22 protein-coding genes and 1 pseudogene are annotated in these 23,913 nt (G+C 36.4%); 1 reads left to right on the top strand and 22 read right to left on the bottom strand.

The genetic code is table 11. From position 1 onward, the window contains the following. Nucleotides 1-5: 5 nt before the first annotated feature. The 19 genes from rbsD to FGK96_RS02035 all read right to left on the bottom strand — a co-directional run bounded on the left by rbsD (nt 6) and on the right by FGK96_RS02035 (nt 20,286). Nucleotides 6-404, bottom strand: a complete 399-nt coding sequence (rbsD, locus tag FGK96_RS02125; protein WP_138080916.1) for a D-ribose pyranase — start codon at nt 402-404, stop codon at nt 6-8. Then, entirely contained in the window at nt 379-1,290 is a 912-nt protein-coding gene (rbsK, locus tag FGK96_RS02120) for a ribokinase (RefSeq protein ID WP_138080914.1), read from the bottom strand. The genes rbsD and rbsK overlap by 26 nt, the downstream gene beginning before the upstream one ends. Beyond that, the gene (locus FGK96_RS02115; RefSeq protein WP_138080912.1) at nt 1,283-2,266 is read right to left on the bottom strand and encodes a LacI family DNA-binding transcriptional regulator; all 984 of its coding nucleotides are present in this window, start codon (nt 2,264-2,266) and stop codon (nt 1,283-1,285) included. Before FGK96_RS02115 ends, rbsK begins: the two co-directional genes overlap by 8 nt. Before the next feature lie 203 nt (nt 2,267-2,469). After that, complete coding sequence (gene rhaD, locus FGK96_RS02110; protein WP_138080910.1) at nt 2,470-3,303, bottom strand: rhamnulose-1-phosphate aldolase; 834 nt, start codon at nt 3,301-3,303, stop codon at nt 2,470-2,472. A 167-nt stretch (nt 3,304-3,470) separates the two neighbouring features. Then, nucleotides 3,471-4,811 carry a PTS galactitol transporter subunit IIC gene (locus FGK96_RS02105; RefSeq protein ID WP_138083479.1) on the bottom strand — a complete coding sequence of 447 codons (1,341 nt, stop codon included), beginning with the start codon at nt 4,809-4,811 and terminating at the stop codon, nt 3,471-3,473. 11 nt (nt 4,812-4,822) lie between these two features. Further along, a complete protein-coding gene (locus tag FGK96_RS02100; RefSeq protein ID WP_003083266.1) occupies nt 4,823-5,101 on the bottom strand; it encodes a PTS sugar transporter subunit IIB in 279 nt (92 codons plus the stop codon). A 1-nt stretch (nt 5,102) separates the two neighbouring features. Beyond that, entirely contained in the window at nt 5,103-5,576 is a 474-nt protein-coding gene (locus tag FGK96_RS02095; protein WP_172601630.1) for a PTS sugar transporter subunit IIA, read from the bottom strand. A 26-nt stretch (nt 5,577-5,602) separates the two neighbouring features. Further along, on the bottom strand, nt 5,603-7,558 hold the full coding sequence (locus FGK96_RS02090; protein WP_138080906.1) for a BglG family transcription antiterminator: 1,956 nt from the start codon (nt 7,556-7,558) through the stop codon (nt 5,603-5,605). 129 nt (nt 7,559-7,687) lie between these two features. Continuing rightward, complete coding sequence (locus FGK96_RS02085; protein ID WP_138080904.1) at nt 7,688-8,731, bottom strand: SepM family pheromone-processing serine protease; 1,044 nt, start codon at nt 8,729-8,731, stop codon at nt 7,688-7,690. Next, nucleotides 8,718-9,209, bottom strand: coding sequence for a pantetheine-phosphate adenylyltransferase (gene coaD, locus FGK96_RS02080; RefSeq protein WP_138080902.1), 492 nt, complete (start codon nt 9,207-9,209; stop codon nt 8,718-8,720). The genes FGK96_RS02085 and coaD overlap by 14 nt, the downstream gene beginning before the upstream one ends. Beyond that, complete coding sequence (gene rsmD, locus FGK96_RS02075) at nt 9,199-9,738, bottom strand: 16S rRNA (guanine(966)-N(2))-methyltransferase RsmD (protein ID WP_138080900.1); 540 nt, start codon at nt 9,736-9,738, stop codon at nt 9,199-9,201. Before rsmD ends, coaD begins: the two co-directional genes overlap by 11 nt. Nucleotides 9,739-9,824: 86 nt before the next feature. After that, on the bottom strand, nt 9,825-11,279 hold the full coding sequence (locus FGK96_RS02070; protein ID WP_138080898.1) for an IS1182 family transposase: 1,455 nt from the start codon (nt 11,277-11,279) through the stop codon (nt 9,825-9,827). 310 nt (nt 11,280-11,589) lie between these two features. Next, the gene (gene asnA / locus FGK96_RS02065) at nt 11,590-12,582 is read right to left on the bottom strand and encodes an aspartate--ammonia ligase (RefSeq protein ID WP_138080896.1); all 993 of its coding nucleotides are present in this window, start codon (nt 12,580-12,582) and stop codon (nt 11,590-11,592) included. Between the two features lie 178 nt (nt 12,583-12,760). Continuing rightward, complete coding sequence (arcC, locus tag FGK96_RS02060; protein ID WP_138080894.1) at nt 12,761-13,711, bottom strand: carbamate kinase; 951 nt, start codon at nt 13,709-13,711, stop codon at nt 12,761-12,763. Nucleotides 13,712-13,727: 16 nt separating this feature from the next. Next, nucleotides 13,728-15,059 (bottom strand): dipeptidase, encoded by a 1,332-nt coding sequence (locus FGK96_RS02055; RefSeq protein WP_138080892.1) that lies wholly within the window; start codon nt 15,057-15,059, stop codon nt 13,728-13,730. A gap of 29 nt (nt 15,060-15,088) precedes the next feature. Then, nucleotides 15,089-16,582, bottom strand: a complete 1,494-nt coding sequence (locus FGK96_RS02050) for a YfcC family protein (protein ID WP_138080890.1) — start codon at nt 16,580-16,582, stop codon at nt 15,089-15,091. A 227-nt stretch (nt 16,583-16,809) separates the two neighbouring features. After that, nucleotides 16,810-17,823 carry an ornithine carbamoyltransferase gene (gene argF, locus FGK96_RS02045; protein WP_003083426.1) on the bottom strand — a complete coding sequence of 338 codons (1,014 nt, stop codon included), beginning with the start codon at nt 17,821-17,823 and terminating at the stop codon, nt 16,810-16,812. Between the two features lie 284 nt (nt 17,824-18,107). Continuing rightward, nucleotides 18,108-19,340, bottom strand: coding sequence for an arginine deiminase (arcA, locus tag FGK96_RS02040; RefSeq protein WP_138080888.1), 1,233 nt, complete (start codon nt 19,338-19,340; stop codon nt 18,108-18,110). A gap of 268 nt (nt 19,341-19,608) precedes the next feature. Beyond that, the gene (locus FGK96_RS02035; protein ID WP_138080886.1) at nt 19,609-20,286 is read right to left on the bottom strand and encodes a Crp/Fnr family transcriptional regulator; all 678 of its coding nucleotides are present in this window, start codon (nt 20,284-20,286) and stop codon (nt 19,609-19,611) included. A gap of 142 nt (nt 20,287-20,428) precedes the next feature. On the opposite strand from FGK96_RS02035, the gene FGK96_RS02030 reads away from it, so the two are divergent. Continuing rightward, a complete protein-coding gene (locus FGK96_RS02030; RefSeq protein WP_003082727.1) occupies nt 20,429-20,902 on the top strand; it encodes an arginine repressor in 474 nt (157 codons plus the stop codon). A 199-nt stretch (nt 20,903-21,101) separates the two neighbouring features. Here the strand turns inward: FGK96_RS02030 and FGK96_RS02025 are convergent. The 3 genes and pseudogenes from FGK96_RS02025 to FGK96_RS02015 form a co-directional block, all read right to left on the bottom strand. Beyond that, nucleotides 21,102-21,793, bottom strand: a pseudogene (locus FGK96_RS02025) (B3/4 domain-containing protein); the annotation flags it as partial. 53 nt (nt 21,794-21,846) lie between these two features. Beyond that, on the bottom strand, nt 21,847-22,923 hold the full coding sequence (locus FGK96_RS02020) for an MmcQ/YjbR family DNA-binding protein (RefSeq protein WP_138080884.1): 1,077 nt from the start codon (nt 22,921-22,923) through the stop codon (nt 21,847-21,849). An 11-nt stretch (nt 22,924-22,934) separates the two neighbouring features. After that, the gene (locus FGK96_RS02015; RefSeq protein ID WP_138080881.1) at nt 22,935-23,855 is read right to left on the bottom strand and encodes a magnesium transporter CorA family protein; all 921 of its coding nucleotides are present in this window, start codon (nt 23,853-23,855) and stop codon (nt 22,935-22,937) included. Between the last annotated feature and the right edge of the window lie 58 nt (nt 23,856-23,913).

The raw sequence follows: 23,913 nt of genomic DNA, 5'->3' as shown, positions 1-23,913 counted from the left end.
CCTTTCTAAATGGTTACACCTGACTGTAAGATAATATTGGAATAAGGCGTGTTTTCTCCGGTTCGAATAATTGCCTTGACACCTTTGTTCAAGGTCTTTAGTTCCTCATGGCTGACATATTCAACTTCAATCCCACTATCTAACTTTGCTACCACAGTCTCTAACTGTTCTGGATTAATCCTTTTGATTTCTTCTGCCAGAATAATTTTTTCAACCTTAATATGGTCCAAATAAATATCCAACACTTCCTGAAAACTCGGATAACCCGGTTTAAGGGCTAAATCAATTTTAGCGACACCTTCTGGCACGGGTAAACCTAAATCGCCAATACAAACACGATCCGTATGTCCTAAATCTGCAGCCAATTTGGCCAAATCACTATTCAAAATCCCATCTTTCAACATATTCTGGATGTCCTTTCATTTCTTCTATCCTTGGCATACCACCTTGCGCTCCAAATTTTTGAACAGAAAGATGTGCTGCTAAAGTTGCAAATTTTAAAGCATCTGTGATACTAAGTTGTTTTGTTATGGCTAAGCCAAAAGCACCATTAAAGGTGTCACCCGCTCCAGTCGTATCTACAGCATCTGTTTTTATAGCAGGAATCATCTGAATCTCTTGGCCATCAAAATAAGTTGCTCCCTGTTTACCCAAGGTAACAATTAATTTGTTAGGACAGTTTTGCAAAGCTTCTGATAGCTCTTGATCTGGAAACAAGGCCTGGCATTCATGTTGATTTGGAGTTAGAAAATCAACAAAAGGTATCATTTCTGAATCAGTTTCTCTAGCTGGTGCGGGGTTATAAAGAACCTTTACCCCCTTTTGATGGCAGTAACGAGCAATTGTCATATTCGCCTGATGTGGAATCTCATTTTGTAAGATAACAAGGTCAGCTTCTGCTATCAGCTGCCACTCCTCAGACCAGTTCGAAGTGGCTACTAGTCCATTTGCACCTGGGCAATAGATAATTCGATTATCATGATTAAAGAGTGTAATTTGGGCAATTCCAGAAGAAGATGAGACCGTTCCCACATGGTTTACACGTAAATGATTAGCTTTGAGATTTTCTAAAAGAATGGGACCAAATGAGTCATTCCCCACCGCTCCTAACACTGAAATTTGATCACTTGGTGATGAGAGTCGGCCGACAGCTACCGCCTGATTAGCTCCTTTTCCACCAGGAACCATCGAGAAAGATTCTCCAAAGACAGTTTCACCCTCTTTTGCGATGCGATTTGTCATCATGACTAAATCCATCGAGATACTTCCAATTATGACAATTTTACTCATATTTCCTCCTAACTGTTTCTCGTTCAACATAATGAACCGGTAATTTAATGCGTTCTTCTTCTATGGGCAAATGATTGGCAATTTTATAAACTAGCTCTGCAGCATTGTAACCCATCCGATAAGAAGCTTGATGAATAGTTGATAATGAGGGATAAATAAACTGACTCATTAAAATATCATCATATCCTATAACTTGCACTTCATCAGGAATGCGTCTACCACGTGAATGTAATTCGTGAATGTATGCAATAGCATGGATATCAGACGGTGCGATAATACTATCAATTCCTACAAACTGATCTAAATAACGTTTTGCTTCTGATTGAATATCATCAAAGTCAAAGCTTTTACTATCACAAATATGAACATCAACTTTCTTACTAGTCAAAAAAGTTAAACTAGCTTTGAAACGTTCATTTATATTGTCAGCTAAATCCAATGGTCCTCTTATTAGTAAAACTTTATTCGTACCAGCCTTCCAAATAACTTCAGCTGCTAGGTAACCCCCAGCCTGGCTATCTGAAAAAACGCCATAGCGACTATCTTTATCGACACGATCCACTACTACAACAGGAATATCAATTTCAGGATGATCTTTCGTAAAATCATGTGTAGTAATAATGCCAGCTGCTCTATTCTGTAATAAAACGTTGAGATATTCCTCCTCTAATGTTTTACTGTCCGAAATATTACCTAACATCACACGATAACCTTTTTCTTTTAAATAAACTTCAGCTCCTCGTGCTAAACGTGGAAAAAAAGGATTTGAAATATCTGGTAATAGCAAGCCAACTAACTGATTCCTGTTGGTTTTTAAGGATTGAGCGATGACATTAGGACTATAATGCAATTTGGTAATTGCTTCTTTTATTTTTTCTCTAGCATCATCTGAAACATAGCCATTTTTAGAAATATAGCGCGATACTGTTGATTTTGAAACGCCAGCTTCTTCAGCAACTTCTTTAATGGTAGGCATCAAATACTCCTTCCTTTTTAATTGTGGAATCGTTCTCACAAAAAATATTGTAACCGTTTTCTTTGCATGTGTCAACTGTTTTTATTAATTTAGCTGAGCAAACTTCCTAATTTTCTGTCAATCTTGTCTTGATTTCACTAAGTTCCTATAAATGAAAAAACTTCTAGATTTATCCAGAAGTTTCTTAATCTTAATATAGTTTATTAATCATCTAAATAAGCAGTCTTTATTTCAAGAGCTTGGCTAATTTTTCTTAAATTTTCAATGCTTAAGGTATTGCATTCTGATAGGGGCTTTTGGTTAATTTTTTGTAAATCCAGAGCTAACTTAGCAGCTTTGTCAGCTGTTTCGATTAAGCCAAAACAATCTTGATAATCTCTTCCTGTTGATAGGACACCATGCTTAGCCCACACAACAAGGCGTTGACTAACTAATTCTCTTGCCGTGTCTAAGCCAATTTCTTTTGTCCCTGGCACTTCCCACGGTAATACGGCAATACCATCTGGAAAAACAATAATTGATTCTGTTAAAACAGACCATAAATCCAAGGTTAGACTGCGACTATCAATGTCGTTTAATAGCGAATAAAGCACTAGATTCGTTGCGTGATTATGAACGACAACTCTTTGCTTCTCATCTTGCTCCAAGCGAGCTGAATGGGCTAGAATATGCATGAAAATTTCACTGGTTGGACGTTTTCCATCGTTGAATCCTGCAATTTTGATATAACCTTTTTTTGTTAATCGGATAATTCCAGAATCATTTGCTGGTTGATTTTTGAGATGACGAAAGTGACTCCAAGAAGCGGTGATTAGCAAGTATTGATCTTGCATATTCTGGGGAATATCCATGACCTCAACTTCCACCTCATCATGGTAGATGACATAATCTGTAAGTGCTAAATCTTCGCTCAAATTAGCTACTTCTGATTCTTTTAAGCGATAACTGACATTTCCTCCATTATACTCATCCCAACCTTTTTTCCACATGTCATAAGTTAAAGTGATTAAACCATCAATATAATCTGGATACTTCATATAAACTTCCTTTCTTTTGAGTTTCTTATTCTAAAGCTTCGCCTTCTATTTTGATAACTAAGTATAAGCTTGTTACTAAGTTACCCGATAAACTCAATGCTAGCGCAGCATAATATCAGATCAATAAGCTGTGGTGAATAAAACGATAAAACCATGCTTTTTTACTCTTAAACCTCTATACTATCGTTATAAGTTTTACGATCCTTCAAAAGCCAAATATATAAAGCAATCCATAAACCAAAAAGTAATAGTGAAAGAAGGTTTCCTTTGAGCATAGTCGCTAGGAGATAACGGATATCTGGCCCCTCAAAAGATGACCAAGAGACCATTCCATGAGTGGCTTTTCCAAGTGTCCCTGTTTCTCTAGCTAAGCGAGTCATATAAGGTGTAAAATAAGTCGCACCGTATAAAAAAAGTGGTGTCGAAATCAACCCATGGATAATCATCCGCAATACATTTCCATTTGTTAACAATAATGCTCCCACCACAAATGAAAGATTAATGATACCAGCAAATGGTAAAACAATATTGTGTGGTAAAGTGATAGAACCAATCAAGAGAAATGGAATAGTCAGAATAACTGCAACCCAAAGTTCATTCCGTCCGCCCAGAATTGGCCAATCTAAGCCAATATAGACTTCTCGGTCTTGGAACTTGTCACGCATAAATTCAGAAACTGCTTCAGAGATAGGAGACAGAGCCTGTGAAAAAAGTTTTGATACCATCGGGAAAAGGGTTAAGGCTGCCGCTGCTTGAACTGCCAATGTTAAGGCATATTGCAAGCCATTTCCTGATGCAATCCCTAAGGCAAGACCGATAATTGCACCCATAACGGAATTTTCTCCAAATACCCCTATTTTTTCCTTTAGCGTATCTGCGTCAAACTGCTTGTTAAGAAGTGGAATCTTCTTTAATAGTTCATCAACGGGGTGTAGTAGCACCGCTATTAAGGTAATAAAATGCGGAACTGTTACGCCAGGAATGCCTGTTAGACGCTCCACTTCAGGCGCAAAGGCATCTCCTAATTTGAGTTCTAATATGATAATAATAGTGGCTGCTAGAAAACCGAAGAAAACATTATTTGTAAAGTAAGTAACGATAACAGCTGTAAAGATTTTATTCCAAACATTCCACAAATCAACATTTAAAGTTTTCGTCTGATTAGTCATTAACATTAAAAAATTGATTCCCAATTGTAGCGGAAACATTAAGAAAGCATAAGGCCATGCCCAAGAAATTGAAGCCGCCCCCGGCCAACCAATATCTACTGCTGGTAATGACAGACCAGTATGTTTAGTGAGGTCATTGGCAGCTGCGCCCATGCTTGTCATAATAAAATTGACAAGTATTCCCATTCCTGTAAAAGCAATCCCTAAGGTTAAGGCAGAAGTGAATGCATCTCTAAACTTCATCTTCATTAAGAGACCAACAATTAGCATCAAAAATGGCACAAATACGGCCGCACCTAAATCTAAAATATACTGAATAACAGTTTTCAAGGTATCCATCATTTTCTCCTCTATTGATTAATAAAAGCAATAATATTATCTAACTCTTTCTTTTGCCCTATACCCGTTAGGAAAGCAACGCCATTGAAAACAGGTATGCCATAATCTTTCTTAGGTTTGACTATTGAGATATATGCATCTGCATTTTTAAGAAACTGGTCTAATGATTTCATATCTACTGCCTCAATTTCACAAGCTACTCCTGCTTCTTTTAATAACCGACCGACCTTTGAAGCTACCGTTTGTGAGGTTGCAACACCAGAACCACAAGCTACAATTATACGTTTCATTTCAATAACCTCCTATAATCGTTTGAGTTTTAAATAAGTTATACAAGTCTTTTTCTGAATTTACCATCTGCATCCGATTGATAAAATCAGTATTCCCAAAAATTTCCATCAATTCGGCTAAAAGTCCTGTCTGTTCTTGAGGCTTCGAAATACCAAGGACAACAACATAAGAAACTTGAACTTCTTCTTCGTCAGTCCCCATTTGGATAAATGATATTGGGGACTCAAGTTGATTAATATATATAAATGGGACTTTTATGTGCTGAGCGTACGTATGGGGAATCGCTACCGCAATTTCTTCTAATTGTAAGCCAGTCGGAAACTCTCTTTCGCGTTTAATAATGGCCTCTCTGAAACTATCTAATACATATCCTTTTTGATAAAGATCATCTGAAAGAATCTCTAGCAGTTGAGATTGATCATCAACGTTTACATGAAGATTAATCAAATCTTCACGCACTAATTGTGAAATAATATCACTCATATATTCTCCTTCATTATTTAATAAGTAACTTCCTTAAATAAAGCCTTCACTAGACTTGCCTGACTCTCAGAGCTCCAAAGATCATCAATATAGGCTTTACTATCAATTTTGGCATAAATACTGATTAAGGCATCACGATACAAAGCTACTTCTGAACTTTCAATGGCAATTAACATCACAACTTTGATATAATTTATCCCCCATTTTATGGGTTTATCTAATGTTAAAATCACTAATTGAGACTTTTTAACCTCTTCTGGATTTGCATGTGGTAAAGCTATGCCTGTATAAACACTAGTATTACCAAGAATTTCACGCTCTATTATTGATTTTTTAAAATTAGGATTTTCTTTATTGTCACGTTCTGAAAATGACACCATATAGTCAATACATTCTGTCTTTGATTTAAAAGATTTTCTGAGATAAACAGCGTCGTCCAATAAATGACGAATCATTGATTGAATAATCATGTCATTATTTTGGAGATAAGTTGTCATCTGTGAATTTCCTTGGGAGAAATTGGCATATTGAGTTTGAATCAACTGAAGTTGTTGTGGTGTTATCACACTACTAACAAAAACAAAAGGAATCTTTAAATCTGAAATATCAACTGAACTGATGACCAAGTCTGTTTCTGACAACTTCAGTTTTTTTAAATCACTAATTTCAATAGCTTGTATTATATCTAAAGGTGAAATAATTTTACGCAGTTGAACCATAATTAATTCTGAAGTTGCTAAGTGATGGGGACAAATAACAAATATTTTTAAAGGCTTTAACTTTCTTTCAATAGCTACCTCAAAATGGATGGTTAGAAACGAAATTTCAGCATCATTTAAATGAATATCAAACTGTTTTGAAATGTCCTTGGAAGCTAACCAGACTAAATGATATAAGACACTATACTGAGCCTTGATGACCTCAGTCATTTGATTGGAAATAAGAACCTTATTTTTCAAACGATAAATCATCGGCTGGATATGCACTAATAACATACTTTTGAGATGCTTATCTTCACTTAAATCAAGATTGATAAGTCTACTAACTTCTCCTACAAAGTTGGAAACCACCTGATCAAAAGTTTTATTAAGGTAATGCCCATCACAAATATACCCGGTGGCAATTAAGCTAGTCATCGTAACCAATATTTCATTTTGTGGGATAATGTCATGTGATAATCCAAAAATAGCTGACAAAAATTCTGTGGCTAACAAATACATTTCATAATCTTGTACAGAGGTAAAATCATTGATATTAATCCGATTAATTAACTTACCTTTGCGAAACCTTTGATTAGCTATACAGGCATCCAATATAAAATACCATTTATAAATATCACTAACTTCAAAATGATATCGCCTTGCAAAGAGAGTTAACTGTTCTTCAATTAAGAGCACATCATAGTAATCAAAAACTTTAACTAAATTCTGAAAAGATAGCTCTTCATCTTTCTTCTTCACACGTTCAACAAGGGCATGTCGTAAAAACTTCCTAATCTCAGACTCCTTACCCTCTAAGCTTATCCTGCCCTGCTTCTTTTGAAAACTAATACCATAGTGATGTGCCAAAGGTAATAATTTCTCAAGGTCCCGCTTAGCAGACGCTTCGCTAATAAAGTGCTCCAGTGCGAAATCCAAAATATCAATCTGACAATTACCAAAACCTAACTCCTTAATAAGTTCAAGTTCCCGAAAATCCATACTGCCTCTAAAAGCTTCTTGGCTCTGTGAACGAGACTCCTGAAGACAGCTTAGAAGTCTCTGAGCTTCATTTTTACTGATATCTAATTTAATACCGAAATGCGGTCTCCTTTCAATGACAGTCTGATGTTGAACTAATACGTGATTAAGGCAATTAATATCCTTATAAATTGTCTTAGTCGAAACGTTAAACATTTGAGCATAGTAAGCTGCTGTCACAAATTGATCTTGCGCAATCAAATCTCGTAATAAGCTAATTTGTCTGTTATTCATATGAACTCCTAGTTGTAATCGCTTACACATACTAGTATAGCGGACTAATTTTTTTATTAAAGTCAAAAAACTTCCAGAATAATCTAGAAGTTTTTGTTTAAATATATGAGCATTTTACTAATATAGGCATTATTCAGTCCTTTGTAAATAAGCAATAGCTTCTTTAACATTTCTAACTGGGACGATTTTCATCTTGGTTTTTAATTTTTTGGCTACTTCTAAAGCTTCTTTGTAATTGGTCTTGGCATTTGGCTTCAATTTTTTGATACGCTTATCAACTGGGTTATTAGGCACGAAGAAAATCTCGGCACCTTCCTTTGCTGCAGCAACAACTTTTAAACCTGCACCTCCAATATCACCAACTTTACCATCTTGATCAATCGTTCCAGTACCTGCAATACGACGACCTTTACGCAGATTTTCATGATTCAGTTGATCGTAAATATCCAGTGTAAACATAAGTCCAGCACTTGGCCCACCTACACCTTCTGTTGAAAATTCAATTTTTTCATTTGTATGTACTTTTGTGTGATCTGTTAAGCCAATGCCAATACCATTTTTACCATTTTTTAGCTTAATAACCTTACCACTTTTGGATTTTTTCTCATTACCAGTAGTGTATTGGACAGTTACCTGTTCACCTCGTTTCAAACTTGAAACGTATTTAATAAGGTCGGCTGAACTTTTAAATTCCTTTTTATTGACTCCTGTAACTGTATCTGCAATGTTTAAAACACCACGAAAAGTAGAATCTTTATTAACATCCAAAACATAAACACCTAAATAGTCCAATGAAACAGGTTTTCCAGCTAATTTTAAAGCCTGGTAAATAGCCCCATTTTGAGAGGTCTCCATGTAATATTGATTAATACGCATATAATCTGCTGCACTGTAACCACCAGTTGTATTTTCTACAGATGAAATCTCTGTAAATGGCGTCACCCAAGCATAAAGGATTTGCGCAAAGGTCGCTCGACTCAAGCTAACCGCTACAAAATTGTAAGAGCCTTTTTCCTTATCCCTCTTATCATTTACCTTGAGTACTGAACGAATATCGTAAGCGCCACCAGGCATCTCAATATAGTAAGGCAAAGGGAAAAAGAGAGCAAATAAGATGGCAACTACTACCATAATACTAATTAACCACCATTTAACTTTTTTAATTATCTTCATTCATACGCTCCAATTGATCAATAACAGGTTGAGGGACTAAGCCTTCAATCGAGGATTTAAAGTGAACTAACTCTTTGACACGACTTGAACTGATAGGACTCATGATATTCCGTGAAATAAAATAAACAGTATCAATACTTGGTTCTAGGCGGTGATTAAAGTACTCCAAATTAGATTCGTACTCAAAATCGGTTAGATTTCGCAAACCACGAACCAAATGTGTTACATCTAGTTGCTTTGCTAAGTCAACTGCTAAACTATCTTGTACTGACACTACAGAAACATTGTCAAAATGAGTCAAGGCTTCTTTTAACATACGAACCCGCATATCTAACGAAAAGAAACCTTCTTTATTCGGATTAAAAAAGACACCCACATATAAATGGTCAAAAAGATGACTAGCACGTTCGATAATATCCATATGACCATTAGTCACTGGATCAAATGAACCTGAATAAAGCCCAATTTTATCTGACATAAACGGTTACCTTACTAATTCCATAAATTTTTTCTTTCCAAATTCCGACTGATCCTATTTCCTCAGGCAGTTGTACAGACTTGTCTGTCTCACAAACAATCATGACCTCGGGGCCTAGTAAACTTTTTTGGTCTAAAAACTCTATCGTAGCCACAATTTCCTCCTTAGCATAAGGAGGATCTAAAAAAATCAGGTCAAAGGCTTGATCTAATTGCAAAAGTGCCTGTCTAGCATCCATCTTCAAAAGCTGGAATTGACTTTCCGACTTTGTCATTTTGATGTTTTCTTGAATAATAGCTTGCGCTCCACGATCTCTTTCAACTAGCATAGCTTGAGACATTCCCCGAGAAACTGCTTCAATAGCCAGGCCTCCTGAGCCAGCAAATAAATCTAAAACGCGTCCCCCCTTAAAATAAGGACCAATCATATTAAACATAGCACCTCGAACTTTGTCTGAAGTGGGTCTTGTTGTTTTTCCAGGGAGGGTCTTAAGTGGTCGTCCACCAAATTCACCAGATACAATTCTCATAACCCTTATTATATCAAAAATCTAGAAGTAGCCAAGTTTTTATCGTCAACAAAATAAGACTGGTGATGTTAACAATAAAAAAGCAGTTAAAAACTGCTTTCAGATTGAAGACAAACTGGCCTAAATCTCCAGTTTGTCTTTTCTTTTACTTTCATTATGATTATTGGGCTAACTTTGGCAATTTTCAAGCCAATTAAAAAGGATATTCTCGCCATTATCTTACTATATTTTTTCATATTCAAGCACGCTAAAGTCAGTCCAACGGTTGCCTCCATTTTGGACTTTCCTTTTAATCTCGTGTAGCGCAAATTGTGATATTCTTTAGCTGTTCCAAATAAGCGTTCTATCGTTTCTTTGCGCTGTTGATAACATTCTTTCATCCCTTTTTGGTGTCGGATGTCTTCACAGACTTCTAAATCTTCTTTCCATAGATGACGAGTGATAACTTTTTGATGGGTTTTCGATTGGGTACAGACTGATAATAGCGGACAGGTCTGACAGATAGCTGGATCACTTTTGTACTCACTATAGCCATCTCGAGTAGTGGTTGAATAACATAAGGGGTGGTTCTCTGGACAGAGGTAGACATCATAATACTCATCATAGACAAACTCTTTAGGACTAAGCATTCCTTTTTTGCCACGTGGTCTAGTATATGGAAAAACGGGTGTGATACCTAGAGATAATAAATAGTGGGCAATGCTGGGTGTTTTATAACCAGAGTCTGCGATAAGATAGCTTGGTTGTAATGCTTTAATTTGGTCAAACAGTTCTGGGAAAGCCTGACTATCATGAACATTCCCAGCGTGAATACTATATCCTAGTGCCCAACCATATTTATCACAAGCGACTTGAGCATTATAAGCAAAAACTTGTTTGTGTTCTCCCTTATGAAACCAACCGCTATCAGAGTCGGTTGTAGAAATTTTCTTACTTGTGGGCTCTTTTTCTCTGGCGAGCCCTAACAACTTTTTTCCGTGTTTTTCCCTATCTTTGGCAATTTCTCGCTCTAATTGGGCACTCATGAATTTAGCTTGCGCCTCTACTTCCTGATTGATATATTTGTGATTGTTAGCAGCTGCTTTAATATGGGTACCGTCCACAAAGATTTCAGTAGGGTCAATTAACCCGGCATTCAGGCAGAGCCCTAAGATATGAGAAAAGATAGCTTCAATGACTTGTTTATCTTGGAAACGACGACTGTAGTTCTTTCCGTATGTTGTGAAATGAGGCACCTTATCTTCTAAAGTCAACCCAAGAAACCAGCGGTAAGCCACATTAACCTCAATTTCCTTGATGGTTTGACGCATGGAACGAATGCCAAAGAGACATTGAATCATGGGAATTTTCACTAACATGACAGGGTCCAAACTAGGACGACCGTTATCCGCACAATAACTGTCCTTCACTAAGTCATAAATAAATGAAAAATCTATCGCTTCATCAATTTGACGCAAGAGATGGTCTTTAGGAACCAAGTCATCTAAACTATAGAAACCAACTTGATTGCGATTGTAGTTAGGATTTTCTTTGTGGAACATACTGAGACCTCCTAGAACTTCTTATCTTTATTATAACTCTTAGCAAAAAGAAAAGCCCTAGAAAAATCAATTTCTAAGGACTTTGTCTTCAATCTGAAAGCAGTTAAAAACTGCTTTAGAACGTAGATAAACTCCTAACAATAAAAAAATGTGAATAGACTTGCGTAAAATGACAAGATATTAAACTCTTAAAAATGTTGATGTTCCAATGTTTCTGAGAGTTTTTGCTTTTCATAATAAAGAAAAAGATTGAAGAAAATTGTCCAAAATGGACTTTTTCTTCAATCTGAAGCAGTTAAAAACTGCTTTTTTATAGAATATTCTCGTAAGTTTCACGTACTGTCTCTGGCCATACAGAAGTCTGTACTTCACCAATATGCTTTTTTCGTAAAAGAAACATAGCCATTCGTGATTGACCAATTCCTCCTCCAATAGATAAGGGAAAGAGACCATTTAATAAAGCTTTATGCCAATCAAATGCTAGTCGATCCATATCACCAGTAATAGCTACCTGTCGCTTTAAAGCATCCTGATCAACACGAATCCCCATGGAAGACAGTTCAAACGCCGATTGTAGCTGATCATTCCAAACTAGAATATCACCATTCAATCCACGATAACCATTTTCAGATTCAGTAGTCCAATCATCATAGTCTGGAGCCCGGCCATCGTGAGGTTTACCATCAGGCAAAACACCACCGATACCGATTAAAAAAACAGCACCAAACTCTTTAGTAATAGCATTTTCACGTTCCTTTGGCGTGAGGTTAGGATACTTTTTAACCAACTCTTCAGTGTGAATAAATGTTATTTTTTTAGGTAAGACTGCCTCAATATCATAACGCGCTTCAACAGCCAATTCTGTTAAGCGAATCACCTTATAAATTGTCTCCACTGTCTCTTTTAAATAAGCTAAATTGCGTTTCCCATCAGGAATAACTTTTTCCCAATCCCATTGGTCAACATAGACAGAGTGAGTGGCATCTAAAGAATCCTCATCAGGTCGGAGAGCTTTCATATTAACAACAAGGCCTTCTCCTTCGTTGAACCCAAATCGCGCTAAAGTATGTCGTTTCCATTTAGCTAAAGAATGGACAACTTCAAATTGAGCTTCTGGAATATTAAGCACATTGACAGAAACGGGATTTTCAATACCGCTGAGATTATCTTGCATACCGTCCCCGACCCGACTTAAGATAGGTCCTTGCACTTCAACAACATCAAGCTTAGCAATTAAGTATTGCGTGAAAGTATTTTTAACAAAGGAAATTTCCTCTTGTTGATGAATAAAGCTTTTTTTCATAGCTCCTCCTTATATTATTCTTTCTGACTTTGTCAGGATTCTTCATTCTTAGCGTAATCAAATTCCTAAGCTGAAAAATATAAAGCTAATTATACACTGAAAAAACTTAAAAGAAAAGACTAAATTTAGAAAATTTAGCCTTTATTGAAAATTTTAACAATTCTTCTTTTTTACCAATTTAACCTACAATAATATGTGTACCAGCATTTTCAGAAAGTACTTTATCAATATTATCAAGTGAAGTAATGATTGCTTTAGCTTCTGGTTTATTTTCAACAAAAGCAATGGCTGCTTCAACTTTTGGTAACATACTTCCTGGTGCAAATTGATCTTGACCAATGTATTCTTTCATTTGTGAAACAGTCACTTCTTCTAATTTTTCTTGATCAGGTTTATTAAAGTTTACATACACATTATCCACACCTGTCAAAACGATGAAGAGATCAGCATCCACAAGCTCAGAAAGAGTTTGAGAAGCAAAATCTTTATCAATAACAGCTTCAACACCTGTAAGAACCTTAGTTGTTGGATCTTCTACCACTGGGACACCACCGCCACCAGCGCTGACAACTACAACGCCTGAATCAACTAAACTACGGATTACGTTAGCTTCTTTAATGCCAACTGGTTTTGGAGAAGGAACAACTTTACGCCAACCACGCCCAGCATCTTCTTTAAAGCTTGCACCAGTTTCTTCAATTTGTTTTTTAGCATCTTCTTCTGAAAGGAATGGTCCAATTGGCTTAGTTGGATTGGTAAAAGCTGTATCATTTTTATCGACAATAACCTGCGTCACAACTGCTGCTACTTCTTTCTCAATACCTTGTGCTTTTAACTCATTATCAAGTGCATTAACAAGCCAAAAACCAATGCTTCCTTCAGTCATGGCGACGCAAGTATCCAAAGGCATAGCAGGGTTCTTTTCAGAATCAGCCGCCGCTTGTTGCAAAAGCAAATTCCCAACTTGTGGGCCATTGCCATGAGTTACAATAACTTCATTACCGTCCTGAATTAGTTTAACAAGTGATTTTGATGTTGAAACCAAAGCTTCTTGTTGAGCTTTAGCTGAAGCATCAGTTGAAAGAATGGCATTTCCACCTAAAGCAACAACAATTTTTTGTTTAGTCATACGAAATTTCTCCTTATTATCTTGTTAGTCGGTAGATAGCTTCGGCATAGATTTCCATTGCCCGATAAGCATCTGCTAATACGATATTTTCATTTTCTTGATGTTCAGTTTGAATTGAATCTGGGAACATTGCTCCAAAGGCCACACAATTTGGCATAGTTCGTGCAAAGGTAGCTCCTCCTGAAGAAATAGCTGGGCTAGTATCGCCCGTCTTTTCCTGATAGACAGACATTAAAGTGGTTACCAATTCACTATCAACTGGAACGTAGAGTGGCGCAAGATAATCAAATTCTTCATAAGCTAAGCCATAGGCTTGCGCCTTTTCACTTAAGCATGCTACAAGCTGATCCTTGTCAGCTAAAACAGGAATTCGAATATCAAGCCTAATCTCTGTTTTTTCTTTATCTATAGTCAAGCCAGCAGCATTAAACGATAAACTTCCTGATGGTTCATCTTCAATATTTCCAAATATATTCAAACCTCTGCCGTCTTCATCAATGACATTAGCTAAAAAAGCAATGGTTTGATTATCTGTATATGGTAAAAGAGCTTTAGCCAGACGCACCAAGGCATTGATGCCATGTGGAGCATCTTTAGCATGTTGAGCTAGTCCATAAACTGTTAATTGATCATCATTTGTAACATACTCAAACCCTAATTTATCTAATTCTGATGTTACTTCTTGAAATAGGTTCCCACTATAGCTAGCCCTAGCAGGGACAACATTATAAGCATTGCCAATCTCGAGAGTTAGCGCTTCGCTTCCAGAACCTGTTAATTTTGCCTGTAGCAAGCCTTTTTCTGCGTAAATCAAAGGAAATTTTGAATCAGGAGCAAAGCCAAAGGTTGCTTGTTCTTCACGTTCATTATAACGATCCATACAACGCCATAAAGTTTCCTCGTCAGTTCCAAAGATAAAGCGAATCCGCTTATTAAAAGTAACACCCGCATCCATTAGGGCTTTGACAGCAAACAAAGCCATCATTGTAGGACCTTTATCATCTTGAGTACCACGACCATAGAGATGGCCGTCTTTTTCAATGCACTCAAAGGGGTCTGTATGCCACAAGGAACGGTCTCCTTCAGGAACAACATCAAGATGGCAGAGGATAGCAAGCATTTCTTTTTGATTGCCTAATTCTGCATAACCATAGTAACCCTCAGAATCAATAACTGTCTTAAAACCAAGCTTTTCACATAGGGCAAGGGTATGCTTAAGAACATCTAAAATTGCCTGTCCAAAGGGGGTTCCGTTCTCCCCTTCCTGACGAACAGAAGGGAAGGAAACGATGTCTTTGATAGCTTTAACACAAGCCTCTTGGTGACTTTTTGTAATATACGTTTCCATTTCTATACCTCCATATAGCTTAACTTCTATTAGCTAAAAAACGATGCTACCATTAGGATTATCACGCTTGTAACGATAACAATCGCCATATATTTAGCAACAAATTTCCACCATGTTGTGAGGTCGATTTTCCCAATAGCAAGAGCTCCCATACAGATAGCTGATGTTGGTGAAATCATATTAAGAACACCAGAAGCAGATTGGAAAGCTGTGATAACAAGGTGAGCTGGTACATTTGAGAAGTGGCCTAAAGGTGCCATAATCCCCATTGTTGCTCCAGCAAGACCTGAAGTAGATGGTATTAAGAATGACATTGGAAGATAGAAAAGATAAGTTAATAAGACAAAGACTTGAGATGAAAGGCCAGAAAGCCCTTTTTCACCCCATGAAAGGATAGTAGATGTAATCATACCATCATTCATAATAACTTGAATACCACGAGCCACAGCACAGATAATGGCTACGCCGAGAAGATCTGCAGCCCCTGCTATAAATGAAGAGATGAAATCTTCTTCAGACATTTTATAAACCATTGCTACCAAAATTCCCATCATAACAAAGAGCATAGTAATTTCTGGGAAATACCAAGTTCCTAGTGGAGCAACGCTTTTACCAAAGACTGTACCAAAGCCAGGTAGCCCTGTAAGCCAAGCATTAATATCTGCAAAAAGTTTAACACCAAATTTTTCCCATGGAATTAGACTCAATATCATAATGATAAAGGCAGAAATAAAAACCCAAATAACATGTTTTTGTTTTTTAGACATGTCCATATCAGTATTTTCAAGCTTGAATAATTCTTTATGTTCTGCCATTTTGTCAGCAACTAATGACTTACTTGGATCTTTTTCGATTTTGCTTGCATATCCATAGACAAACCAGATTGAAATCGCAACTAAAACAACCCATTGAATAAATCGCCAAACCATACCATCAGCAATACTTACATGAGCGGCGTCAGCAGCGACACCAGTTGCAAAAGGATTAATCGTTGAGGCCAAACAACCAATTTGTGAGCCTATTAAAATAATAGCTACAGCCACAAGTGTATCAAAACCAACGGCAATCATTACTGGAATAAGTAAGGGATAAAAAGCCATTGTTTCTTCACCCATACCATAAGTAGTGCCACCAAGTGCAAAGATAGGAATCAAAATAGCAATCAGCATTTTTTCTCTACCTTTATTGTTTTTAACAATGGATGCTATCCCTTGGTCAAGAGCACCAGTCTTGTTAACTACACCAAGGAAACCACCTACCATTAAGATAAAGAAGGAAACTTGGATAGCACCTTCTGTTTTATTAGTTCCTAACATCCCACGAACAGGAGCCATAAAAACATCATAAATTCCTTGAGGATTAGATTTAACAGCATGATATGTGCCAGAAATAACACTGCCATCTTTTGCAGTATCATAGGCACCAGCTGGAATAAACCAAGTTAGCACTGCCATAATGGCAATAATAAGGAAAAGGACAGTGTAAGAAGAAGGAATTTTAAACCCCCGTTTTTTTTCTTCCATAAGAATTTACCTCTTTTTCAATAAAAATCAGTCGTCCCAGTTCCGGTCAAGGCCGCCAGAACCAGAACGACTGTAATTAATAATTACATTTTATGTGTTACTTTAATTATAAGGAGTTAATAAAGTCTTTCATTACTGTAGGTATAAGGAGTTACCTAATATATTTTGTTAAACAGTTAAATTAGTAAAGTTAAGTATTAATTAATTAGGGGAGTATCAGATTGCTATTATACTTTTGGAATGAAAAGATTTCCAAGAGTTGCTGCCATAACTGCCTTAATAGTATGCATACGATTTTCAGCTTGATCAAAATGTTTTGCAAAATCGCTACGGAATACTTCATCAGTAACTTCCATTTCAGATACGCCATATTTTTCTTCGACATCTTTACCATAGACAGTTTTTGTGTCATGGAATGCTGGTAAGCAGTGTAAGAAGATAAGTTTGTCGTTGTTAGCTTTTTTAACAAGCTCCATATTAACTTGATAAGGTTGAAGTAATTCAACACGTTCTTTAAATTTATCTTCTTCACCCATAGAAACCCAAACGTCAGTGTAGAAGACATCTGCACCTTTGACAGCTTCATCTGCGTTATCGGTAACTAAAATATGTGCTCCTGATTTTTCAGCATAGCCTTCAGCTAACTTAACAATTTCTTCATCAGGGAATAATTCTTTTGGTGAGAAGATGTGTACGTTAACTCCCATCATAGTACCTGCAACTAAAAGTGAGTTAGCAACATTGTTACGTCCGTCACCACAGTACACAAGCGTGATTCCTTCAAGTTTACCAAAGTTTTCTTTGATAGTGAGGTAATCAGCAAGCATTTGAGTTGGATGCCATTCGTCAGTAAGACCATTCCATACTGGAACTCCTGCGAACTCAGCTAACTCTTCAACCATTCTTTGGCTGAATCCACGGAATTCAATACCGTCGAACATACGTCCAAGAACTTTTGCTGTGTCTTCTGTTGATTCTTTTTTACCAAGTTGGATATCATTTGCACCGAGGTATTCAGGGTGTGCTCCTAGATCGATTGCTGCAGTTGTAAAGGCTGCACGAGTACGTGTAGAAGTTTTTTCAAATAAAAGGGCAATGTTTTTTCCTTCTAAATAGTGATGTGGAATACCACGTTTTTTTAGATCTTTTAAGTGAGCTGCTAAATCAATAAGGTATTCAAATTCTTCACGTGTAAAATCTTTTTCAGCTAAGAAGCTACGTCCTTGGAATACTTGAGTCATTTTCTTTCTCCTTCAAAATATAAAATTTTTGTTTTTTTTGAGATTTTACTATCTCGCTGTTTTAGACATATAGCGTTATGGGAAATCAAGTTCTAACGGATAAAGAAGCGCCCTAATGGTTAGACCTGATTTCCACATACACTATGTGTTTTTACTATATAGTAAGGGGACAATAGTCTTTAGTTAATCCACTACTACTTTATTTATGAAAGATACTAACTATCGTCAGTAGAGTATGAATTAACCCGAGCCTCTGACTCGTTTCATCCTATTGAAAGGCGATATTATAGGTCTTCACGTTCAAATGGCATTGACATGCAACGAGGTCCACCACGACCACGAACAAGTTCACTTCCTTCAATCTTAATAAGTCTTAAACCTTTAGATTCTAAGATAGCGTTTGTAATAGTGTTACGATTATAGACAACTACAACACCTGGTGCAATTGTTAAAGTATTAGAACCATCGTTCCATTGTTCACGTCCAGCAGCAACAATATTATCACCACCACAACGAATCAACTCAACTTTGTCAACACCTAGATTATTAGCAAGAAGTTCTGCTAAATCACCATTTTCTTCAACAATTTTAAGTTTATCATTTTCATAAGTTACGGAATAAACGCGCAAGTCACCTTCAATCTCTGGATGAATTGTGAATTTATCATAGTCAACCATAGTGAAAACAGTATCCAAATGCATAAATTTACGGTTGTTAGCAAATTCAAAGGCCAATACTTTTTTGAAGCCTAGATTTTCTTTAAAGATATTGATCAAAAGTTTTTCAATAGATGCTGCATCCGTACGCTGTGAAATACCTACTGCTAAAACATCCTTAGAAAGAACGAGCTCATCTCCTCCTTCAATACGAGTATTTTCACTGCGATCGTAAACCATTGGCACTTTACCACCATATTCCGGATGGTGAGTGAAAATGTATTTACCATAAAGTGTTTCACGGTTACGAGTTTCAGAGAACATGTGATTTAGCGAAATACCCTCACCAATAGTTGCGAACGGATCACGAGTGAAGTATAAGTTTGGCATAGGATCAATCGCAAACGGATAGTCAGATTCTACAAGGTCTGTTAAACCTTTTTCATCGTCAGAGATTTCTGGAAGCTCAGATTTTTGAACTCCAGCCATTGTTTTATCAATCAACTCTTGGTTATCTTTAATTGACAAAAGCAACTCGCGAATTGCTTCTTTAGTAGAGCGGCCTCTGATGTTAGCTTCCTCAATATATTCGTCAATAAAAGCTTTACGAACATCATCGTTAATTAATGATTCAGCTGCTAATTTTTCAAGGTAAAGAACTTCAATACCTTCTTCTCTAAGAGCTTGTGCAAAAGCATCATGCTCTTTTTGAGCGTTTTCTAGAAAAGGAATATCATCAAACAATAATCTTTCTAGATAATCTGGCATTAAATTTTCAATTTCTTTACCAGGCCTGTGGAGCATAACTTTTTTTAGTTTGCCAATTTCAGAATAAACATGAATCGGTGATTTAGCAGTCATAACTTTTTAACCTCTTTCTAAATGATAAGTTGTGTGAATTCACCTTTCAAGATTTGTTCAATCTTGCTTACATACATAGTTTACATTTTAACAAAGGAATATATGGGGTAAATTTCACTCTTTTATTGTGAAATCGCTTACTGATTTTATTCAAAAAATGAAATTTTATTAAAATGTATCCGGTTTCTTGTATGTTTTTTACATTTTTGCGAAAATATTTATAGTTATAAATTTTAAAAAAAGTAAAAATTAAGTTGTATCTTTATCCTTAGGTATGTTTTAAGAAAAAATCTCTATCTAAAAACGTTAAATATTTATTTTTTCTCACTAATAATTTTTCCCGTTTAAGTTTACTTAGAACATGACTAACTGTTTCACGAGTCGTACCACTCATGTTGGCAATATCTGTTGAAGTCAACTGAAATGGTAATTTATTTTCCTCATCCCCCATCTCGATTAAAAGAATAGCTAAAGACTGGATAACACGCTCGCTAGCACTAGAAGTGATTAAATTACGAACTCGTAACTCATGCAACTCTAATAGCCGAGACAGTTTACTATAGAGATGAACCATTTGTTTGGGATTATCTGCTGAAAATTTTTCAAACAAATCTGTGGGTAAATAATAGTAAGTGACATCTGTTATTGCTACAACTGAAAAATGATAAGCGTCATCTGTAAACATTCCACCATAGGGAAAAATCGTTCCATGCCTTATAAAATCCGTATATATAAAGGAGCCAGATTGGTCGGTTTGTTCAACTTTGAAATAGCCTGATGTTACTAAAAACAATTTATCACGCTTATCTCCTTCAAAAAACAAAATATGGCCCTTTTGTACTTTGCGACGCTCCATCTGACCAACAATTTTGTCAAATTCTTCAATGGAGAAAAATTTAAAATCATTTAATTTTCTTAAATATTGATAATCTTCACGTCTAATCAAATGCAACCTCCAACTTCCCTATGTTATTCTAATTCTACCACAAAGATTAGCCTATTGTAAGCGTTTCTATAAAATTCTTTACAGAAGATTAGCTTTTTGATATACTCGGGTTGATTGCAGAAAATTAAAGGAAGAGACGAATATGAATAAAAAAGAAATTCGACATCAACTCATTCGTTCATTAATTTCAGAAACAACTATTCACACCCAACAAGAACTACAGAGTCGCTTGGAAAAAAACGGAATTCACATTACTCAGGCTACCCTTTCTCGCGATATGAAAGAGTTAAATTTAGTTAAAGTTTCAAATGGCGAGTCTACACACTACGAAACCTTATCCATTTCCCAAAGTCGATGGGAGCATCGCTTGCGCTTCTATATGGAAGACGCCTTAGTCATGTTAAAAATTGTTCAGAATCAAATCGTTCTTAAAACCCTTCCTGGACTAGCCCAGTCATTCGGTTCTATCTTAGATGCTATGCAGATTTCAGAAATTGTAGCGACTGTCTGCGGAGATGATACCTGTTTGATCATCTGCGAAGACAACGACGGAGCAAAAGCTTGCTTTGAAACCTTAAGCAATTATACCCCACCATTTTTCTTTAGCAATAAGTAAACCCTAACTTTTCTAAAAAGCATACCTTGAAGACAAGTCCTACTTGTCTTTATTTTATTTTCTTTTAAAAATCTTCTATACTGTTAGATTAATCCTCTGAAAAACGTTTCTGTCTTTATCAATTAAAGGTGCTAAAAAGAAGAGCCTTTATCAATATCTGAATAAATACAACATGGTTTGAGATAGCGCTCAAAAAGTTCTAACCTTTTATTGAATTTTTCCCCAGATCAATATAATAGTTTTCTTTCCTTAAAACATACCTTTCTGTTTCCGCTCCAAGTTGTAACCTGGCATGGCCTTCAATAAAATCTAACGCTTCTATCAATTGATCACTCCTACTTCTATCTAACAGTTCAATGACTAAAAAGGCATTTTTAGTATTAGCAGTATTCATCGTTCTTTCACCATCACGCCAATTAAGCAACGACAAACTGCACCAAGATCATCTTTATAACAAAGGTCATTTGGCAAAGTTGGTGAGCTATTTTCCTCACCAATTAAATAGAAAGAATCATTACCATCTGTAATGGTTAAGCGCAAATCACCAACAAAACTATCTAAATCTTCAGCACCCACTGGTAAACCAAAACATAAACTAGCAGCATTGTAAATATCAACCAAGGGGCTAATGGAGGGAATTTGATTTCCCTTTGACACGCGCTTCAACAGAGCTTCAATGCTGGAACGAGCTCCTTTTTTCGTTTTAAACTGTTGGTAGGCATTGCGGTAGGTCTGAATGACCTCATTATCTGCAAAATTATTTTCTGTCAGGTATTCCTTGGCAAGAGACTGACTTTCTCTTAAAATCTCTTTTATCACCTCAGACGACTCCTCTGAAGACCGATAATCGCGTAAGAGAATAACTCCTAATTGTGCTTCTGGAAATAACTCTGGTCAACTATAAAACGTGACATAGACTAGCTCCTTTCAATAGCATAAATATATTAGCCTTTAAGATACCCTTTTTCCTGTAAAAACGCAATAAATTTTGAAGTTAAGCGACGCGGCCCACGGACCGACTTCACATTATATTCTTGTAAAAGTGTTAGAGGCAACTGGTCATCTGTAAAGCTTTCTAATAGTTGCAAGCGCATTAGGTTCTTAATATCCTTGCGAGAACGAAAACCCTCATTAGGAATATTGGCCTCTAAAACACGACAAGCATAGCGAATAGCTTTAGTTGGAGCAGTTATATAAATAAAAACATAATCCCCAACTTTTATTGAAGCTTTCTGCGTCCATAAAATATCTGTACTAACCGCAAATTCATTATCAATATCATAATAATTAAGATTAGCGGGAATAACCCAAAAGTCCGGTTCCTTAGAGTTCTTTAAAAGTGTCGGTTCTACTAAAGCTCTGCTCGTAAGAATAAGCTCCCAGATAGTCTGATCAGGGAGACTATCGTCCAAAATAATTGAAATCCAAGACTTTTTAGACATATGATAAGCAGGATAAATACCTTCTTGAGAAAGTAGCACACCCAGTTCATAGAGGCTCACTTTAAGATTAAGCACCTCCGCAGTTTTATTTTTATATCCCTCAGCGATCCCTTCCAGTTTCTTCAGGGGAAGAGAAAAAATTAAAGCATACCACTTACCTCCAACCCTATAAGAATAGGTGTCAGAATGACTATCAAAAGGTTGGTCTAAAGGGTCACAAAACGTATCCATTAGACGCTGATTAAGCCGATTCATCTGCTTTGAATGAAAAGGGAGATAAAGACAGCAAGCTTCCGAAATTTCTTCTAGAATTCCTTGATAGGCAGCTTGAACTTGTCTTACATAGCTAGGAACCATCTTCTCCAAATAAATTGCTAAATAATCTTCCTCCATATCATTGTCAATAACTCGACTAGATAGCTGACCTTCTGCATTAACTATTACCTGAACAGTAAAAGCGCCATCCAGAATGTCTGCTAGATAGACAAACGAGCCATCCTGTTGGGACACAAAACCAAAAGGCACTAATCTATCCAGTTGTATTTGCCTTTTTCGAAAGACATTTTCTTCTATCGTCATAAATTCACTTTCTAAAGATGGCGATGGCCATCATTCACAAACCGTCGCAAGAAGCGCATGAGAATCAAAGCGATAATTGTCGTAATAATCAAAATAAGCAACCACACAATATCTACCTTAGCAAAAGGCAACTTGACATTCATACCATAAAAACTAGTTACCGTTGTAATAACAGTTAGGCCGATTGTAAAAATAGTTAAAGAAGTCACATTATCATTGAGTCGATTGCTTAAAACATTATTATAAGAGCTTGCCAATTGTTCCAAAATTCGCGTATGTAGAGAACACATATTGGACAATTGCTTAACCTCAATCACTGTATCACGCAACTCGGCTTTGACTTGATCACTAAAGCTGTTATAGCTAGGCAGTTCCTGAAAATCTGCTAACATTTCTCCATTTTGTTGAGTTCCCATCACGACATAAACAGAGCTACTCTGCAAATTAGCTAATTCTGTTAAATTTTTCTTAGTCGGACGTTGTCGCAACTGATTCATCAGATAATCACGCTCTTTTCCCATAACCTCTACTTCTGTAAAGTAGGACTTTGTAAATAAGGTCAGCAACTGGAGCATGATTTTTTTAGGTTCTTGTCTCTGATTGACTCGGTCTATAACCTTAGCCAATAGTTGCGCCGTTTCATCTGTTTCGAAAATCAGTAATGTCTGATTACTGATTAGAAAGGTCATGGGCAGAATCCGAGGAACGTTACCATCCTTTAGGGATACAATCTTGTCTTCCAATAACTGATATACTGCAACCAACCATCCATCTTGTTCTTTGACGAACGCTGTCTCATTGCTATCTTGAGCGTAATCTAAAACATCATGACCCAGATTACCTAAAGTCATTAATAACCGTTTATCGTCTGGAGATAAATGATCCACATTGATAACTCTAAGCAACTCCTGCGTCTTTATTTCACCGGACATAACTCTACTCCTTCCAGACTCTTTTCTGCCTTACTATATTACTATTACTAACCAAAAA

It is taken from the genome of Streptococcus porcinus, assembly GCF_901542335.1.
GTDB classification, from domain to species: domain Bacteria; phylum Bacillota; class Bacilli; order Lactobacillales; family Streptococcaceae; genus Streptococcus; species Streptococcus porcinus_A.
This window is presented reverse-complemented; position numbering and strand designations above follow the sequence as displayed.

What these genes read in the sequence shown, in the direction of transcription:
- arcC (WP_138080894.1), bottom strand. Translation starts at nt 13,711, where the DNA reads ATGACTAAACAAAAAATTGTTGTTGCTTTAGGTGGAAATGCCATTCTT.
- rbsK (WP_138080914.1), bottom strand. Translation starts at nt 1,290, where the DNA reads ATGAGTAAAATTGTCATAATTGGAAGTATCTCGATGGATTTAGTCATG.
- FGK96_RS02090 (WP_138080906.1), bottom strand. Translation starts at nt 7,558, where the DNA reads ATGAATAACAGACAAATTAGCTTATTACGAGATTTGATTGCGCAAGAT.
- FGK96_RS02015 (WP_138080881.1), bottom strand. Translation starts at nt 23,855, where the DNA reads ATGTCCGGTGAAATAAAGACGCAGGAGTTGCTTAGAGTTATCAATGTG.
- FGK96_RS02105 (WP_138083479.1), bottom strand. Translation starts at nt 4,811, where the DNA reads ATGGATACCTTGAAAACTGTTATTCAGTATATTTTAGATTTAGGTGCG.
- FGK96_RS02055 (WP_138080892.1), bottom strand. Translation starts at nt 15,059, where the DNA reads ATGGAAACGTATATTACAAAAAGTCACCAAGAGGCTTGTGTTAAAGCT.
- FGK96_RS02020 (WP_138080884.1), bottom strand. Translation starts at nt 22,923, where the DNA reads ATGACGATAGAAGAAAATGTCTTTCGAAAAAGGCAAATACAACTGGAT.
- rsmD (WP_138080900.1), bottom strand. Translation starts at nt 9,738, where the DNA reads ATGAGAATTGTATCTGGTGAATTTGGTGGACGACCACTTAAGACCCTC.
- FGK96_RS02030 (WP_003082727.1), top strand. Translation starts at nt 20,429, where the DNA reads ATGAATAAAAAAGAAATTCGACATCAACTCATTCGTTCATTAATTTCA.
- FGK96_RS02100 (WP_003083266.1), bottom strand. Translation starts at nt 5,101, where the DNA reads ATGAAACGTATAATTGTAGCTTGTGGTTCTGGTGTTGCAACCTCACAA.
- FGK96_RS02050 (WP_138080890.1), bottom strand. Translation starts at nt 16,582, where the DNA reads ATGGAAGAAAAAAAACGGGGGTTTAAAATTCCTTCTTCTTACACTGTC.
- FGK96_RS02085 (WP_138080904.1), bottom strand. Translation starts at nt 8,731, where the DNA reads ATGAAGATAATTAAAAAAGTTAAATGGTGGTTAATTAGTATTATGGTA.
- arcA (WP_138080888.1), bottom strand. Translation starts at nt 19,340, where the DNA reads ATGACTGCTAAATCACCGATTCATGTTTATTCTGAAATTGGCAAACTA.
- coaD (WP_138080902.1), bottom strand. Translation starts at nt 9,209, where the DNA reads ATGTCAGATAAAATTGGGCTTTATTCAGGTTCATTTGATCCAGTGACT.
- FGK96_RS02070 (WP_138080898.1), bottom strand. Translation starts at nt 11,279, where the DNA reads ATGTTCCACAAAGAAAATCCTAACTACAATCGCAATCAAGTTGGTTTC.
- rhaD (WP_138080910.1), bottom strand. Translation starts at nt 3,303, where the DNA reads ATGAAGTATCCAGATTATATTGATGGTTTAATCACTTTAACTTATGAC.
- argF (WP_003083426.1), bottom strand. Translation starts at nt 17,823, where the DNA reads ATGACTCAAGTATTCCAAGGACGTAGCTTCTTAGCTGAAAAAGATTTT.
- FGK96_RS02115 (WP_138080912.1), bottom strand. Translation starts at nt 2,266, where the DNA reads ATGCCTACCATTAAAGAAGTTGCTGAAGAAGCTGGCGTTTCAAAATCA.
- rbsD (WP_138080916.1), bottom strand. Translation starts at nt 404, where the DNA reads ATGTTGAAAGATGGGATTTTGAATAGTGATTTGGCCAAATTGGCTGCA.
- asnA (WP_138080896.1), bottom strand. Translation starts at nt 12,582, where the DNA reads ATGAAAAAAAGCTTTATTCATCAACAAGAGGAAATTTCCTTTGTTAAA.